This window comes from Kitasatospora sp. NPDC091335 (genome assembly GCF_044757205.1).
Lineage (GTDB): Bacteria > Actinomycetota > Actinomycetes > Streptomycetales > Streptomycetaceae > Kitasatospora.
Genome location: NZ_JBIVUM010000004.1, coordinates 167,817 through 182,986 on the forward strand (window position 1 = coordinate 167,817; position 15,170 = coordinate 182,986).

A 15,170-nucleotide genomic window follows, 5' to 3' on the forward strand; every position below is an offset into this window, starting at 1 on the left:
CGAACGGCTTCGGACAGATCCGGATACGTCCGGTTCCTCCGGTATGAGAGTAAGGCCGTACGCTCCTGACTGCGCGTCGTACGAGGTACCGTACGCCGTGCACGACCCGGGTCAGCGCGGGGGGCCGGGCACCCCGGGGAACCAGCTGGTGCGGGTGGGCAGGGTGGCGCAGATCACGCCCAGCACCGAGCCTGCGAACAGCCAGGCCAGCGAGGTGGCGTTGGACCACAGCACGTTGTCGCCCTCGGGCCGGGGCACGATCAGCAGCAGCATCGCCAGGAACCAGCCGGCCGCGGGCACACCCGCGCCGAGCCGGGTGCCGGTGATCCGCAGACCGCCGTAGAAGGTGCCGGCGGTCGCGCCGAGCGCCAGCAGGACTCCGACCGGCGGCCACAGGGCCTGCACAAAGGATCCGCAGACCGACACCGCGACGCCCAGCAGGAAGAGCAGCGGGTAGGCCGCGATCCGGGCGGCGCGCGGGGGCTGGGGCTCGGCCAGCCGCTCCTCGCGGGTGCCGAGGACGGCGGCGGGGAACGGGCGGCGCGGCGGCTGGGGGGCGGGCTTGCTCATCGGGCGCCCTCCTCGGCGTGCGAGCCGTGCGAGCCGTGCGAGGCATCGGAGGCTTCCGGAGCGAGGCCCGCGAACAGGTCGTCCTCCGGCTCGCCGGGCCCGGCCTGGCCGCGCACCAACTGGTAGTACTCGGTGGCGAGCAGCGGCTGGCCGAGGTGGTTGGAGAGCGCGAAGGACGCGCCGTCCACGGTGATCTGGGTGGCGTGCGCGGTCAGCGCGGCGGCCTTGCGGTCCGCGTACGCGGTGCCGTCCAGCACGGTGGTGACCACCGCGTCCTCGACCACTCCGGGGACGTCGGCGGGCCGGGCGACGCCGGGGAAGGACGCCTCGGCGGCGGTCCCGGCGAGCCCGGCCTCGATCACCGTGCGGGGCATCCGGTTCCAGTACACCTTGGCGATCCGCCAGGCCGGGCCCAGCTCCGGACGGTGCGCCGGGTCGGCGGCCAGCTCGTGCGCGCGCATCGCGACCCGGTGCGCCTGGATGTGGTCCGGGTGCCCGTAGCCGCCCTCGTCGTCGTACGTGACCAGCACCTGCGGCCGCACCTCGCGGATCACCGCGACCAGGTGGCCGGCCGCCTCCTCGACGTCCGCCCGCCAGAAGCAGCCGGGCACGTCGTTCTCGGGCACGCCCATCATCCCGGAGTCGCGGTAGCGCCCCGGGCCGCCGAGGAAGCGGAAGTCGGTGACGCCGAGGGCGCGCATCGCCTCGGCCAGCTCGCCGATCCGGTACGCGCCGAGGGTGTCTTCCCGATCGGCCGTCAGGTGGGCCAGCTCCGGCGGGATCACCTCGCCGCCCTCGCCGAGGGTGCAGGTCACCAGCGTGACCCGGGCGCCCTCGGCGGCGTACCGGGCCATGGTGGCGCCGTTGCCGATCGACTCGTCGTCGGGGTGCGCGTGGACCAGGAGGAGGCGGCGGCCGGTAGTCGCGGTCATGGGAGGAAGCCTAGGGCCTGTCGCCGCACTCCCGTCGTCCGCCTGGAGGGTGGGCGGGGCGGTGTTGGGGTGCGTGCATCGCAAGGCGGAGGAGGGAGTCCGTGCGGAGCATTGGCGACCGACGACAACGCGGCGAGGTGCGTGCCCTGGGGGTACCTCCCGGCCGAAGGCTGGGGGAGCGTCGCCCCGCAGACGGGAGTGTGGCGACAGGCCCTGGACCACCGGGCCGCGGGGGTCAGAGCCTCAGGCCGTTGATCATTCCGGCGAGGTTGCTGGTGACCTGGCTGATCGACGGGGCGATCGAGCTGGAGGCCAGGTAGAAGCCGAGCAGCGCGCAGACGATCGCGTGTGCCAGCTTCAGGCCGGAGCGGCGGATCAGCACCACCACGATGACCAGCATCAGCACGGCGGCGGAGATGTTCATGGCCATGTCGGCTCACACCCCTTCTCGGGCGCGCCGCTCCCCGGAGGGCGGCGCGGGACGGTGCGGGACTGGGGGCTGCGGGTGGCCGCGGTCCGGGACGGGACGGGGCCGACGGTCACTCGCCGGACAAGTCATACCCGATGAGTAAGGGGAGCATCACATTCAGTGAGGCCATGCGGGTCGGGCGGCGCGGCGTCCGGGCGGCGCGTGGGCCGGTCGGAGGCGGTTTCGACCTCTTTGGGGCGTACTTGGCGATGATGCTCCGAACGAGTGATCAACATGCTCCCGGGGGCGGTGGTCCGGCGTCATAGGGTCTGGTGCCATGACCTCCCACACCTCTGCCGACACCTTCCCGCGGCAGTACGCGCGGACCTTGCGCTACACCGTCGGCGCGCCCCGTTCCTTCTCCGTCGCGCCGGACGGCTCGCGGGTCGTCTTCCTCCGCTCGCGGTCGGGCCGTGACCGCGCCAACCTGCTCTGGACCCTCGACACCGCGACCGGCGAGGAGCGGGTCGTCGCCGACCCGGCGACGCTGCTCGGCGGCGGCGAGGAGGACCTCTCGCCGGCCGAGAAGGCCCGCCGCGAGCGCAGCCGTGAGGGCTCGGCCGGCATCGTCGGCTACGCCCTGGACGCGGCCGGCACCCTGGCCGCCTTCGCCCTCTCCGGCCGCCTGTTCACCGCGGACACGGTCACCGGCGCCACCGCCGAACTGCCCGCCGAGGGGCCGCTGCTGGACCCGCGCCCGTCCCCGGACGGCTCGTGCGTCGCGTACGCCAACACCGCCGGCGAGCTGCGGCTGACCCGTACCGACGGCAGCGGCGACCGGGTGCTCGCCGAGCCGGACGGGCCGAACGTCACCTGGGGCCAGGCCGAGTTCATCGCCCAGGAGGAGATGGACCGCGACCGCGGCTTCTGGTGGTCCCCCGAGGGCGACCGGCTGCTGGTCGAGCGCGCCGACGACAGCCCGGTGGGCCGCTGGTGGATCGCCGACCCGGCGAACCCGGACCGCGAGCCCGCCGAGGTCGCCTACCCGAAGGCCGGCGCCGCCAACGCCGAGGTCGGGCTCTGGCTGCTCGACCTGCACGGCGGGCGCACCGAGGTGGTCTGGGACCGCGGGGCCCACCCGTACCTGGGCCGGGTGCACTGGTCGAAGGGCGGCGTCCCGCTGCTGCTGGTCCAGACCCGTGACCAGCGCGGCCAGCGGATCCTCGGCCTGGACGTGGCCACCGGCGCCACCGAGGTGCTGCACGAGGAGAAGGACGGCACCTGGCTGGAGCTGTTCCCCGGCTCGCCGGCCTGGACCCCGGACGGCAAGCTGGTCCGGATCTCCGACACCGAGGAGGTGCGCGAAGCGCCTCAGAAGGGTGGTAGCGGGCGACGGGAGGGCGTGCGGGCGCTGGTGATCGGCGGGCGCGCCGTGACCGGGGCCGACCTGCACGTCCGCTCGGTCGTCGCGGTCACCGAGGACGAGGTGTTCTTCAGCGCCTCCGGCGGCACCGAGGAGACCGACCCCGAGCCCGGCTGGGTCGCCGTCGGCCGGATCAGCCACGACGGCACGCGGCTGAGCTGGGAGTCCTCCAACGGACGGCCGTTCACCTCCGTCACCAGCGCGGTGCACGGCGGCGGGATCACCGTCCGGGCCACCGCCGAGCCCGACCTGCCCGGCACCCTGGTCCAGGTCGCCAGGGACCTGCCCGAGGGCCTGGCGGTCGACGACGTCGCCACCGTCGCCTCGTACGCCGAGACCCCGGTCATCACGGCCCGTCCGGTCTTCCGCTTCGCCGGCGAGCGCCGCATCCCGGCCGCCGTCTTCCTGCCCACCGGCTACGACCGCGAGCGGGACGGCCTGCTGCCCGTCCTGATGGACCCGTACGGCGGCCCCGGAGGCCAGCGCGTCTACCAGGCGCACAACCCGCACCTGCAGTCGCAGTGGTTCGCCGACCAGGGCTTCGCCGTGATCGTCGCCGACGGGCGCGGCACCCCGGGCCGCGGGCCGGCCTGGGAGAAGTCGATCGCCTTCGACTTCGCCGGGGCCACCCTGGACGACCAGGTGGCGGCGCTGCAGGCGCTCGCCGGGGAGTTCCCGCTGGACCTCGACCGGGTCGCCATCCGCGGCTGGTCGTACGGCGGCTACCTCGCCGCGCTCGCCGTGCTGCGCCGCCCGGACGTCTTCCACACGGCGGTGGCCGGGGCTCCGGTGACCGACTGGGAGCTGTACGACACCCACTACACCGAGCGCTACCTGGGCGACCCGGCCGAGCGCCCCGAGGTGTACGCCGCGAACTCGCTGAGCGGGTACGCGGCCGGGCTGGAGCGCCCGCTGATGATCATCCACGGGCTGGCCGACGACAACGTGGTGGCCGCGCACACCCTGCGGCTGTCCTCGGCGCTGCTCGCCGCCGGGCGCCCGCACACCGTGCTGCCGCTGTCCGGGGTCACCCACATGACCCCGCAGGAGGAGGTCGCGGAGAACCTGCTGCTGCTCCAGGTCGACTTCGTGAAGCGCTCGCTGGGGATCTGAGCGGCGGAAGGCTCCGGCGGCCGGGCCGTCGGGCCGGGCCGGCCCCACGGCCCGACCACCGTCCCTGACCGGCGGCTCCGGCGGCCGGTGCCCGTGATGCGGGTACCGGCCGCCGGCATGACATCCGTCATGCCGAGGGCACGACGGCGGACACTGCCGCCGCGACCCGCCCGCGCGGGACTCTGAGGTGGTGCGAACAGCACCGGCTGTGACACCACAGGCGTGACACCATCAGAGACAGGAGCCGGGCGATGGATACCGGGGTGGCCGCATTCCGCGGCGTGGGCAAGAGCTACGGGCGGGTGCGCGCCGTGGACGGGCTGGACCTCGTGCTGAGGCCGGGCGAGACCGTCGCCCTGCTCGGGCCGAACGGCGCCGGCAAGTCCACCAGCCTGGACCTGCTGCTCGGCCTGCGCGCCCCCGACCAGGGCAGCGTGACCCTGTTCGGCGGCACCCCGCGGGCGGCGATCGAGGCCGGCCGGGTCGGCGCGATGCTGCAGAGCGGCGGGCTGATGTCCGACGTCAAGGTGCGCGAGCTGGTCCGGCTCGCCTGCGACGTGCATCCGACCGGCCGGCCGGTCACGGAGGTGCTGGCCGACGCGGGGATCACGGAGATCGCCGACCGCCGGGTCGACAAGCTGTCCGGCGGCCAGGAGCAGCGGGTCCGCTTCGCCCTGGCGATCGCCGGCGACAGCGACCTGATCGTGCTCGACGAGCCCACCACCGGCATGGACGTCAGCGTCCGGCAGGCGTTCTGGGCGAGCATGCGGGCCCAGGCCGACGCCGGGCGCACGGTGCTGTTCGCCACCCACTACCTGGAGGAGGCCGACTCGATCGCCGACCGCGTCCTGGTGCTGCACCGGGGCCGGCTGATCGCCGACGGCAGCTCCGCGGAGATCAAGGCGCGGGCCGGGGCGCGCCGGATCGCCTTCGAACTCCACGACGCGGACGGGCGGCCCTTCGACGAGGGGGTGCTGCGCGCCCTGCCGGCCGTGCAGTCGCTGGACGTCACCGCCCGCGTCCCCGGGGTGCGGACGGTACGGATCAGGACCGCGGACGCCGACGCGAGCGTGGCCGGGCTCTACCGGGCGGGCCTGTACCCGCGCGGACTGGAGGTCACCGGCCTGGGTCTGGAACAGGCCTTCCTGACCATCACGGGAGAGCTGGACCGCGAGGACGACGCCGAGAAGGAGAGCGTGCGATGACCACCCTGATCAAGCTGGAGATCCTGCGGACCCTCCGCAACCGGCGCTACCTGCTCTTCACCATCGCCTACCCGGCGCTGATGTACTTCTTCTTCATCCACGCCTACGACACCACCAAGCTCGCCGGCGGCCTGCCGGTGAAGACGTACTTCATGGTCTCGATGGCCACCTTCGGCGCGGTCGGCGCGGTGCTGACCGGCAGCGCGCAGCGGATCTCGCTGGAGCGCAAGAGCGGCTGGGTGCGCCAGCTGCGGCTGACCGCGCTGCCCGGCCGGGCGTACACCTTCGGCAAGATCGCGGCGAGCGCGGTGACCACGCTGCCGGCGATCGCCGTGGTCTTCGCGGTCGGCGCGAGCCAGGGCGTCTCGCTCACCGCGGCGCAGTGGGCCGGACTGGCGGCGGCGCTCTGGCTGGGCAGCTTCGTCTTCGCGGCGCTCGGCGTGGCGCTCGGGTACGCGGCGGCGCCGGACGCGGTGCAGAGCATCGTGATGATCACCTACATGGCGATGGCGCTGCTCGGCGGCACCTGGTTCCCGGTGAGCGGCTCGATGGAGAAGTTCGCCCGGTTCAACCCGGTGTACCTGTACAACAAGCTGGCCACCTTCACCCAGCCCGGGCACTCCCTGGACACCGTCGCGGTCGCCGGGCTGGCCGCCTTCCTCGTGGTGTTCGCCACCGCCGCGGCGGCGCTGTACCGCCGTGACACCCGCCAGGCATGATGACCGGCATGAGTGACGCGCGCCAGGCCCACCGTTCCGACGAGCCGTCGGAGGCGGGCGTGGCGCGCGCCTCCTTCATGAACGTGCCCGGCTCCCCGGTGGAGAGCAGGCGACAGCTGCTGGTCAAGGTCGCCTGGATGATGCTGTGGATGCTCTACCTGGCCTACCCGGCGGGCGACCTGCTGAACGGCGGCCACAGCACGGCCGGGACGGTGCTCGGCTGGTGCTGCCTGGGCGGGTTCATGATCGCCTACGTCCTGCTGGTGATCTTCCGCTCGCAGGCCGGGATGCGGCCGCGGGCCTGCCTGGTGATCGTCACGACGATGGTCGGGCTCGCCGTCGCCGCCTCGGTCGTCCTCGGCGCCGCGTTCCTGACGCTGTTCATCTACGCCTCGGTGTGCGTCGCGATCATCACGCCGGTCCGGCACGCGCTGCGCGCGATGGTCGCCATGGCGGTGCTCACCGCCGCCGTCGGGACGGGCATCGGGGCCGGCGTCGACAACGTCTCGACCTTCGCGCTCAGCGCCTTCCTCTCCGGCGTCGCGATGACCGGTCTGCAACGGCTGGTCGCCACCATGAAGGAACTGCGCGAGGCCAGGGCCACGGTCGCGCACCTGGCCGCCTCCGAGGAGCGGCTGCGGCTGGCCCGCGACCTGCACGACCTGCTCGGGCACTCGCTGTCGCTGATCACCCTGAAGAGCGAGCTGGCCGGGCGGTTCATGGACGCCGGCAAGGACGAGGCCGCGCGGGCGCAGGTCGCCGAGATCGAGCAGGTCGCCCGGCAGTCGCTGATCGACGTCCGGGAGGCGGTGACCGGCTTCCGCCGGCCGACCCTCCAGGTCGAACTGGCCGCCGCCGGTACCGCGCTGGCCGCCGCGCAGGTCCGGCTGGAGGCCGCCCCGCGGCTGGTGGACAGCTGGCCGTCGCTGGCCGACGAGGAGGCGGGCGCACTGGCCTGGGCGCTGCGCGAGGCCGTCACCAACGTGGTCCGGCACGGCGAGGGCGCCACCGTCTGCACGGTGACGGCGGACGTGAGCTGGGAGACGAGCGGCGAGCGCTACGCCGTCCTGGAGATCACCGACGACGGGCGGGGGCCCGGCAAGTCCCAGCCGGGCAACGGCCTGTCCGGGCTGGAGGAACGGCTGGCGCTGGTCGGCGGACGGCTGGAGACCGGGCCGGGGGAGCGCGGGAGGGGCTTCAGGCTGCGGGCCTCGGTGCCGCTGCGGACGGTCTCCGCGGCCGCTCCGCAGCCCCACCAGGGCGTCCACTAGGCCCGTCGGGCGGACCTGTCCGGAGTCCGCCCGGGGTCCCGTCAGCCCGCCGGAAGTTCCAGCACGAAGCGCGCGCCGCTCCGGGCGGGGGCGACCCGCAGGGTGCCGCCGTGCCGGGTGGCGATGTCCGCCGCGATGGCCAGGCCGAGACCGCTGCCGCCGGCGTCCCTGCTGCGCGCCTCGTCGAGCCGGGTGAACGGCTCGAAGATCCGCTCGCGGTCCTCCGGCGGTACCCCGGGGCCGTCGTCCCTGACCTCCAGGACGCAGTGCTGCCCGGTCCGCCGGGCGGACAGCACCACCTCGGCGGCCGCGTGCCGCCGGGCGTTGTCCAGCAGGTTGCGCGCCAGCCGGTGCAGCCGGATCCGGCTGCCGTGCACCAGCACCGGCTCCGGCGCGTCCACCCGCAGGGCGACCCGGGCGCCGAGGGCCGGGCGGCACTGGTCGGCCAGCTCCCGCAGCACGGCGGACAGGTCGACGGAGGAGAGCCGGCCGGCTGTCGCCGGGTGCGAGCCCCGGGCCAGGAACAGCAGGTCCTCGGTGAGCTGCTGGAGCCGTTCGACCGAGGTGAGCGCCTCCTGGGTCGCCGCCGGCCAGTCGGTCCGCTCGGGGTGCGCCAGCGACACCTCCAGGTTGGTGCGCAGCGCGGCGATCGGGCTGCGCAGCTCGTGGGAGGCGTCCGCGACGAAGCGCTGCTGCTGGGCGGCCGAGCGCTCCAGCCGGTCCAGGGTGGCGTTGGTGGTCCTGGCCATCCTGGTGATCTCGTCGCCGGAGCGCGGCACCGGGACGCGACGGTCCAGCCGGTGCTCGCCGATCTCGGCCAGCTGGGCCCGGATCGCCTCCACCGGACGCAGCGCCCGGCTGGTCGCCGTCCAGGCCATCAGCGCGACCAGCAGCGCGGCGAGCGGCACGCCGAGCCGCAGCACCGGGTCGATGGTGCGCAGCGAGGCCTCGGCGGCGAACGGGGTGGCCAGCACGTAGACCGTGACCGGGCCGACCTTCGGCTTGACCGGCTGGCCGTTCTCCTCGCTCGACGGCCACAGCAGCGGGCTCCAGCTGCCCATCGCGGTGAAGGTGCGCCCCGAGTAGCGGTTGGCGGCGACCGGCCCGGCCGGGCCGATGGTGATCCGCTGCACCGACTGCCAGTCGTCCGGCGCCGGCTGCGGTACGAGGACGGGCGGCCCCCCGGCCAGGTGCTGGGTGGTCAGCGGGCCGCCCATGGTCACCACCTGGCCCGCGCTGTTCAGCACCAGGTAGGGCAGCTGCCCGTGGTCCGCCAGCTGCTGGCCGTGCTTGTAGCCGTTGCTGATCTCGCGGGCCTGGGCGTGGGCGTCCGCCTCGGCGGCCTCCAGCTGGGCGTCGTACATGTGGTCGCGCAGCCACCAGGCGCCGACGCCGAGCAGCAGCAGTGCCGCCAGTCCGGCCGCCAGCGAGGTGCGCAGACGGGTGGAGAGCCTGCCGGGCACCGCTCAGGCCTCCAGCCGGTAGCCGGCGCCGCGCACGGTGGTGATCGAGCGGACGCCGAACGGGGTGTCCACCTTGCGGCGCAGCATGCTGACGTACACCTCGACGATGGACTCCTCGCCGTCGAAGGCGATGTCCCACACCTCGTCGACGATCCGGCGCTTGGAGAGCACCTCGCCGGGGTGCTCGGCCAGACAGCGCAGGACGGCGAACTCGCGCTCGGTCAGGGTGATCTCGGCACCGGCCCGGCCGCAGCGCCGGCCCGCGGGGTCCAGCCACAGGTCGCCGACCCGCAGCAGCGGGCCGGGGCTCTGGCTGCGACGGATCAGCGCGCGCAGCCTGGCCAGGAAGACCAGGTAGGAGAACGGCTTGGTGAGGTAGTCGTCGGCGCCGGTGTCCAGGCCCTCGGCCTCGTCGTACTCGCCGTCCTTGGCGGTCAGCATCAGGATCGGCGTGGTGACGCCGTCGGCGCGCAGCGCCTCGCACACCTTGTAGCCGTTCAGGCCGGGCAGCATGATGTCGAGCACGATCGCCCGGTAGGCGTGCCGCTGGGCCAGCCGCAGGCCGGTGAGGCCGTCCGGGGCGAGGTCGACGGTGTAGCCCTCGGCCTCCAGGCCGCGCCGTACGGCCGCCGCCACCTGGGCGTCGTCCTCCACCACCAGAATCTCCATGCGGCTCAGGATGCCACCGGCGCCGGATCCGTTCCTTAAGCGGTCTTCAGCTTTCTCAGCCTCGCTTCAGGGGCGCGGGTGCATGCTCTCGCCGATTTCGCCGGTCCGCCTCGGGCCGGTGTCCCGAGCGAGAGGGGGTGGGGGATGGCCGTCCTCCAGGAGCGGGCTGCCGGGGCCCGCGTCCCGGCCGGCGGCCGGAGAGCCGCCACGGCCGCGCCCGCCCGGCACCGCAGGCCGCGCCGTACGCTCCCGCCCAGCCTGGTGATGGCGGTGGGCACGGTGGTGTCCAGGGCCACCGGCTTCGTCCGCTCGGCGCTGCTGGTGGCGGTCCTCGGCTCGGGGGTGCTCGCGGACGGGTACAACGTGGCCAACACGGTGCCCAACATCCTCTTCGTGCTGCTGATCGGCGGCGCGCTGAACACCGCGCTGGTGCCCCACCTGGTGCGCGCCGCGAAGGAGTCGGCGGACGGCGGGGCGGCGCACGTCGACCGGCTGGTGACGGTTCTGGTCGCCGCCCTGCTGGTGCTGACGGCGGTGGTGGTGCCGGCCGCGCCGTACGTCGTGCGGGCCTACACCTCGTACGGCGGAGCGCAGTTGGGCGACACGGTGCTGCTGGCGTACCTGTGCCTGCCGCAGGTGTTCTTCTACGGGCTGTTCACGGTGCTCGGCCAACTCCTCAACGCCCGGCAGCGGTTCGCGCCGATGGCATGGGCCCCGGTGCTCAACAACCTGGTGGTGATCGGGGTGTTCGGCGGCTACCTCGGCCGGCACTCCTTCTCCGCCGCGGACCTGACGGTCCTCGGAGCCGGGACGACGGCCGGCGTGGTCGCCCAGAGCCTGGTGCTGCTGCCCTGCCTGCGGGCGGCCGGGGTACGGCTGCGCCCCCGCTGGGACTGGCGGCAGGCGGGGCTCGGCGAGCCTCTGCGGGCCGCCGGGTGGACGCTGCTGCTGGTGCTCTGCGACCAGGTGGGCTACTGGGTGGTGACCAGGCTGTCGACCGCGGCCGGAGCCGAGGCCGCCGCGGCCGGGCTGCCGGGCGTCGGGTACACCGCGTACAGCAGCGCGTACCTGCTGTGGATCGTGCCGCACGGGGTGGTCACGGTCTCGGTGGTCACGGCGGTCGTCCCCGCGCTCAGCGCCGCCGACTCCCCGCGTGCCGTCCGCTCGCTGCTGGCCCGCACCGTCCGCACCGTCGGGGTGGTCACCGTCCCGGCGGCCTGCGCGTTCGCGGTCCTCGCGCCGCAGCTGTGCGCGCTCGCCTTCGGGCACGGCCGCACCGATCCGGCCGACGTCCTGGCCATCGCCGGGATGCTGACCGCCTTCGCGCCCGGCCTGGTCCTCTACTCGGCCTCGTACGCGCTGACCCGCACCTTCTACGCGCTCGGCGACAGCCGCACGCCCTTCCTGCTCAACCTGCTGCCCGTCGCCGCCACGGCCCTCGGGGCGGTGCTCTGCCACCAGTTGCTGCCGCTGCGCTGGGCCGTCACCGGGATGGCCGGGTGCTACGGCGGATCGTTCCTGCTCACTGTCCTGGCCGCGGCCCTGCTGCTGCGCCGCCGGCTCGGGCCGCTGCGCGTGCTCGGGGCCCACGTGAAACCGCTGCTGGCCGCCCTCCCGGCCGCTGCCGCCGCCTGGTGGGCCACCAGGTACGGCCTCGTCACGGCCGCCGCGGCCCTCGCCGTCCTGTACCTCCTGCTCGCCCACCTCCTCCGGATCGACGAACTGTCCGCCCTCACCAAGCGATTGCGCCGCCGCCCATGACCCAGCTCCCCGCCGACGTCACCCGAGTCCTCGACGCCCTCCTCCCCGAGGGCCACCCCCTGCGCGCCCAGGTCCCGCGGCTGCGCATCGAGTGCCGCTGCGCCTGCGGCTGCACCGCGTACTTCACCGGCCCCGGCACCGTCACCCGCGCGGAGGTCGTGGCCGGGGCCGTCATCGGCTGCGACGGAGAGGTCCTCCTCTTCGCCGAGGACGGACGCCTCTCCTGGCTGGAGGTCTGCTCCTGGACCGACCCCAAACTCACCCTCGCCGAAGCGGCCCGCCACCTGCTCGGGGAACCCGGCAGGCCGGACTGACCGCCGTTCGGGGCGTGCCTGCCGTGCTCGTTCCCGGCTTCGACCCGCACGCCGTCCCCGGCCCGGACGGCGACGCCGCCCGGGCCGTCCTCGTCTTCCACACCGGCATCACCGACAGCGTCGAAGCCGCCCGGCGCCGGCTGCCGCAGGACGTGGACCCCGGGCGTCAATGACCGAGGCCGAAGTCCCTGGCATGGGTGATACTCGTTGCGTTTGCTTCGAATATTGCGAATAATTCATTGAGCGAGGAGGCTGTCATGTCATCCATGACCGATGGCCGGAAGATCGCCCCGGGTGCGGTTGACGCGGAATCCGCGGCGCGCGCGCTGCGGAGACTCAAGGACTACCTGGCCCACACCGCGCGGCCCGACGAGGACGTGCGGATCCTCACCGAGACCGGCGACGACGTGCTGGTGCTCCCCCGTCCGACGGTCGAGATGTTCGCGGCGATCCTCGCCGCCGTGGCCGGAGGGCAGGGTGTCCAACTGGTGCCCGTCGACGCCGAGGTGTCGACGCAGGTGGCCGCCGAGATGCTGAACGTCTCGCGGCCCTACCTGATCGGGCTTCTGGAGCGGGGGGAGATGCCCTACCGGCTGGTCGGGCGGCACCGCCGGGTCCGTCTGGACGACCTGGCGGCCTACCGGCGGGCGGACGATCGTCGGCGCAAGGACGCCGCCGACGAGCTCTCGCGCCTCGACCAGGAGTTGGGACTGGACTGAGCCATGGCATTCGTTGTCGTCTACGACGCGTGCGTGCTGTACCCGAACACGCTGCGCGACCTCCTGTGACGGCCAACCTCAAGGGCTTCCCGGAGAGCTGCCTGGCGGAATGGGGGATCGAGGCGAAGTCGCCGGATGACTTCGTCCTCGACCTCATCGGACTGGACGACCGGGTCGTGTACTCCTGCGTCCAGGAGATCGCGGATGCCCGGCGCAACCCGCCGACGACCTTCGAGGACGTCCTGGGGATCCTCGAACGCTCCGGATTGATCGAGGTGGCGGCAGCCTTGCGGGCGGGGCCGATGCCGATCGCCTGAGCCGGCGAGGGTTCGGGTACCGCTCTTCGGCGTGGGACGTCGGCTCGGTCTCCTACGCGTCGGGGAGGGGGCGCTGGTAGGCGAGGGCGGGGCGGTCGTCGAGGAGGAACTCGTGGGCGAGTCGGAAGCCGTTGCGGGTGAGGACGGCCTGCGAGGCCGGGTTGTCGACGGTGGTGACGGCGGTGACGGCGCGGAGGCCGTAGGCGGTGGCGGCGAGGCGGCAGGCCTCGGCCACGGCGGCGGAGGCGATGCCGCGGCCGGTGGCGGACTCGGCCACCCGGTAGCCGAGTTCGGCGCTGCCGTCGGCGAGGTCGACGAGGTTGACCCGGGCGACGACCTCCCCGTCCGCGTCGAGCACCACGTGGAACCGGCAGGTGCCCTCGGCCTGCTCGGCGAGGAGGGCGGCGTGGCGCTCCGCGAACCCGGCGAAGTAGGCGTCGCCGCGGTCCGGGACGCTGCGGGCGAAGTACGCGCGGTTGGCGCGTTCGAAGGCCAGCAGGGCGTCGGCGTGGTCGGGGCGCAGCGGTTCCACGGTGATCATCACGCCAGTCTGCCGCGCAGGGCCTCGGTGAACCACTCGAATACGTCCCGCAGGCTCTCCTGGACCGGCCAGCCGTTGACGGTCGCCATCAGCTGCCAGTAGCGCTCGGCGCGGGGGTCGTCGGCGGTCCCGAGGCGGTCGAACAGCCACTGCCGCAGTGCGGCGTCGTCCGGGCGGCCGAAGGCCTCGGCGTAGGCGGCGGTGAGGGTGGCGACGACGGGGCCGGCGTCGGGGGAGGCCGGGGCGACGCCGGCCGCCAGCGCGGCCCGGACCCGGGAGGTCACCGTCCCGGTGAGTTCGGTGTGCAGGCCGGTGCGGTCCCCGTCCGCGCGTTCGGCGGCCTGGTGTTCGGCCATCTTCCGTACGGCCGCGCGGAAGTCCGGGTCCTGGACGAGTTCGCCCAGTTCGACCCAGGCCTCGACCTGCTCCGGCCGTGGCTCGTCGGGCAGTTCGGGCATCGCGGAGCGCATCATGGCGACGAACTCCGGGTTGGCGTCCAGGCCGCCGAAGGCCTCGTCGACGAAGTCGTGGACCAGACGCCGGCGTTCGGCGTCGGAGAGCTTGGCGAGCTTGTGCATGAGTCTCATCTCCTCGGGGGTGGAACCGCGTTGGGCGACGGCGAGCAGCACCGCCCGGCGCAGCCGCAGCGTGCGGATCTGCACCTCCAGCGCCTCGGCGTGCGCGGCGGCGACCTCGGGCAGCGGGGCCTGCCGCTCCAGCACCCGGCGGATCGCGGGCAGGTCGAGCCCGAGTTCGCGCAGGGTGCGGACGAGGTCCAGCCGGGCGAGCGCGTGGACGTCGTACCGCCGGTAGCCGGCGGTGGTGCGGGCGGTGGGCGGCACGAGGCCCGTGTCGGCGTAGAACCGGATGGCCTTGACGGTGAGTCCGGTGCGCCGGGCGAGGTCGCCGATCGAGTAGAGCGTGTCGCTGCCGTCCGCGCCGTCGCTGCCGTCGCTGCCGTCGCTGCCGCCGATGCCATCGGTGTCGTCCGTGCCGTCCGTGCCGTCCATGTGGTCCACCTTGGCGTCTCCCCCTGGGGGAGACTCAACCCCGCCCTCTAAGGTCGTGGCCATGAACGACACTGACAACGGGGCCTCGATCCGCGTCCTCCTCGCCGAGGACCAGGGAATGGTCCGGGAGGCGCTGGCCGCGCTGCTCGGGCTGGAGGGGGACATCGACGTCGTCGCGCAGGTCGGGCGCGGGGACGAGGTGGTGGCGGCGGTGCTGGCGAACGACGTGCAGGTCGCCGTGCTGGACATCGAGATGCCGGGGATGACGGGCATCGAGGCGGCCGCCGAGCTGAGTCGTCAGGCGCCCCGGACGAAGGTGGTCATCGCGACGACCTTCGGGCGCCCCGGCTACCTGCGCCGGGCGATGGAGTCCGGCGCGGACGCCTTCCTGGTGAAGGACGCGCCGGCCGCCGAGCTGGCCGAGGCGATCCGCCGGGTGCTGCGCGGCGAGCGGGTGATCGACCCGGCGCTGGCCGCCGCCGCGCTGGCCGAGGGCGCCAACCCGCTGACCCCGCGCGAGCGGGACGTGCTGGGCGCGGCCGCCGACGGCGCGGTGAACGCGGACATCGCCAGGCGGCTGCACCTGTCCGAGGGGACGGTGCGCAACTACCTGTCGATGGCGATCCAGAAGACCGAGGCGCGCAACCGCACCGAGGCGGTCCGGATCGCCCGGGAGAAGGGCTGGCTCTGACCCGTCGGCACCGTGAGCCCTGTCACCGATCTCCGTGGTCAGT

Annotated in this window: 17 protein-coding genes; 10 read left to right on the top strand and 7 right to left on the bottom strand. The window is 73.9% G+C overall.

The window, feature by feature from the left end:
• Nucleotides 1-111: 111 nt before the first annotated feature.
• From ACIQOW_RS12195 to ACIQOW_RS12205, 3 genes are all read right to left on the bottom strand, one after another.
• On the bottom strand, nucleotides 112-570 hold the full coding sequence (locus tag ACIQOW_RS12195) for a DUF6113 family protein (RefSeq protein WP_401083258.1): 459 nt from the start codon (nucleotides 568-570) through the stop codon (nucleotides 112-114).
• A complete protein-coding gene (gene mshB / locus ACIQOW_RS12200) occupies nucleotides 567-1,502 on the bottom strand; it encodes an N-acetyl-1-D-myo-inositol-2-amino-2-deoxy-alpha-D-glucopyranoside deacetylase (RefSeq protein WP_401083260.1) in 936 nt (311 codons plus the stop codon). The genes ACIQOW_RS12195 and mshB overlap by 4 nt, the downstream gene beginning before the upstream one ends.
• A gap of 235 nt (nucleotides 1,503-1,737) precedes the next feature.
• The gene (locus tag ACIQOW_RS12205) at nucleotides 1,738-1,932 is read right to left on the bottom strand and encodes a DUF2304 family protein (RefSeq protein WP_188296382.1); all 195 of its coding nucleotides are present in this window, start codon (nucleotides 1,930-1,932) and stop codon (nucleotides 1,738-1,740) included.
• Between the two features lie 316 nt (nucleotides 1,933-2,248).
• Between ACIQOW_RS12205 and ACIQOW_RS12210 the strand changes: the two genes are divergently transcribed.
• From ACIQOW_RS12210 to ACIQOW_RS12225, 4 genes are all read left to right on the top strand, one after another.
• Nucleotides 2,249-4,447, top strand: a complete 2,199-nt coding sequence (locus ACIQOW_RS12210; protein ID WP_401083262.1) for a prolyl oligopeptidase family serine peptidase — start codon at nucleotides 2,249-2,251, stop codon at nucleotides 4,445-4,447.
• Between the two features lie 251 nt (nucleotides 4,448-4,698).
• On the top strand, nucleotides 4,699-5,652 hold the full coding sequence (locus ACIQOW_RS12215) for an ABC transporter ATP-binding protein (RefSeq protein WP_401083264.1): 954 nt from the start codon (nucleotides 4,699-4,701) through the stop codon (nucleotides 5,650-5,652).
• Nucleotides 5,649-6,371: an ABC transporter permease gene (locus tag ACIQOW_RS12220; RefSeq protein ID WP_401083266.1), complete on the top strand. Its 723-nt coding sequence runs from the start codon at nucleotides 5,649-5,651 to the stop codon at nucleotides 6,369-6,371. Before ACIQOW_RS12215 ends, ACIQOW_RS12220 begins: the two co-directional genes overlap by 4 nt.
• An 8-nt stretch (nucleotides 6,372-6,379) precedes the next feature.
• Nucleotides 6,380-7,642 (top strand): sensor histidine kinase, encoded by a 1,263-nt coding sequence (locus tag ACIQOW_RS12225; RefSeq protein WP_401083268.1) that lies wholly within the window; start codon nucleotides 6,380-6,382, stop codon nucleotides 7,640-7,642.
• A gap of 41 nt (nucleotides 7,643-7,683) precedes the next feature.
• Here ACIQOW_RS12225 and ACIQOW_RS12230 read toward each other — a convergent pair whose 3' ends face one another.
• Both ACIQOW_RS12230 and ACIQOW_RS12235 read right to left on the bottom strand, forming a co-directional pair.
• A complete protein-coding gene (locus ACIQOW_RS12230; protein WP_401083270.1) occupies nucleotides 7,684-9,105 on the bottom strand; it encodes a sensor histidine kinase in 1,422 nt (473 codons plus the stop codon).
• A gap of 3 nt (nucleotides 9,106-9,108) precedes the next feature.
• Nucleotides 9,109-9,774 (bottom strand): response regulator transcription factor, encoded by a 666-nt coding sequence (locus ACIQOW_RS12235; RefSeq protein ID WP_188296377.1) that lies wholly within the window; start codon nucleotides 9,772-9,774, stop codon nucleotides 9,109-9,111.
• Nucleotides 9,775-9,918: 144 nt separating this feature from the next.
• Here ACIQOW_RS12235 and murJ point away from each other — a divergent pair, with 144 nt between their 5' ends.
• The 5 genes from murJ (at nucleotide 9,919) to ACIQOW_RS12260 (ending at nucleotide 12,885) form a co-directional block, all read left to right on the top strand.
• On the top strand, nucleotides 9,919-11,535 hold the full coding sequence (gene murJ, locus ACIQOW_RS12240; RefSeq protein WP_401083272.1) for a murein biosynthesis integral membrane protein MurJ: 1,617 nt from the start codon (nucleotides 9,919-9,921) through the stop codon (nucleotides 11,533-11,535).
• A complete protein-coding gene (locus ACIQOW_RS12245) occupies nucleotides 11,532-11,849 on the top strand; it encodes a hypothetical protein (RefSeq protein ID WP_401083274.1) in 318 nt (105 codons plus the stop codon). The genes murJ and ACIQOW_RS12245 overlap by 4 nt, the downstream gene beginning before the upstream one ends.
• A gap of 14 nt (nucleotides 11,850-11,863) precedes the next feature.
• The gene (locus tag ACIQOW_RS12250; protein ID WP_401083276.1) at nucleotides 11,864-12,022 is read left to right on the top strand and encodes a hypothetical protein; all 159 of its coding nucleotides are present in this window, start codon (nucleotides 11,864-11,866) and stop codon (nucleotides 12,020-12,022) included.
• An 84-nt stretch (nucleotides 12,023-12,106) separates the two neighbouring features.
• Nucleotides 12,107-12,568 (top strand): helix-turn-helix domain-containing protein, encoded by a 462-nt coding sequence (locus ACIQOW_RS12255; protein WP_401083278.1) that lies wholly within the window; start codon nucleotides 12,107-12,109, stop codon nucleotides 12,566-12,568.
• A 65-nt stretch (nucleotides 12,569-12,633) separates the two neighbouring features.
• Nucleotides 12,634-12,885 carry a hypothetical protein gene (locus ACIQOW_RS12260; protein WP_401083279.1) on the top strand — a complete coding sequence of 84 codons (252 nt, stop codon included), beginning with the start codon at nucleotides 12,634-12,636 and terminating at the stop codon, nucleotides 12,883-12,885.
• Between the two features lie 52 nt (nucleotides 12,886-12,937).
• Here the strand turns inward: ACIQOW_RS12260 and ACIQOW_RS12265 are convergent, their stop codons facing one another.
• Nucleotides 12,938-13,426: a GNAT family N-acetyltransferase gene (locus ACIQOW_RS12265; protein ID WP_401083281.1), complete on the bottom strand. Its 489-nt coding sequence runs from the start codon at nucleotides 13,424-13,426 to the stop codon at nucleotides 12,938-12,940.
• Nucleotides 13,426-14,436, bottom strand: coding sequence for a MerR family transcriptional regulator (locus ACIQOW_RS12270; protein WP_401083283.1), 1,011 nt, complete (start codon nucleotides 14,434-14,436; stop codon nucleotides 13,426-13,428). Before ACIQOW_RS12270 ends, ACIQOW_RS12265 begins: the two co-directional genes overlap by 1 nt.
• Nucleotides 14,437-14,497: 61 nt before the next feature.
• Here ACIQOW_RS12270 and ACIQOW_RS12275 point away from each other — a divergent pair, with 61 nt between their 5' ends.
• Nucleotides 14,498-15,127 (top strand): response regulator transcription factor, encoded by a 630-nt coding sequence (locus ACIQOW_RS12275; protein ID WP_188296372.1) that lies wholly within the window; start codon nucleotides 14,498-14,500, stop codon nucleotides 15,125-15,127.
• Nucleotides 15,128-15,170: the final 43 nt, after the last annotated feature.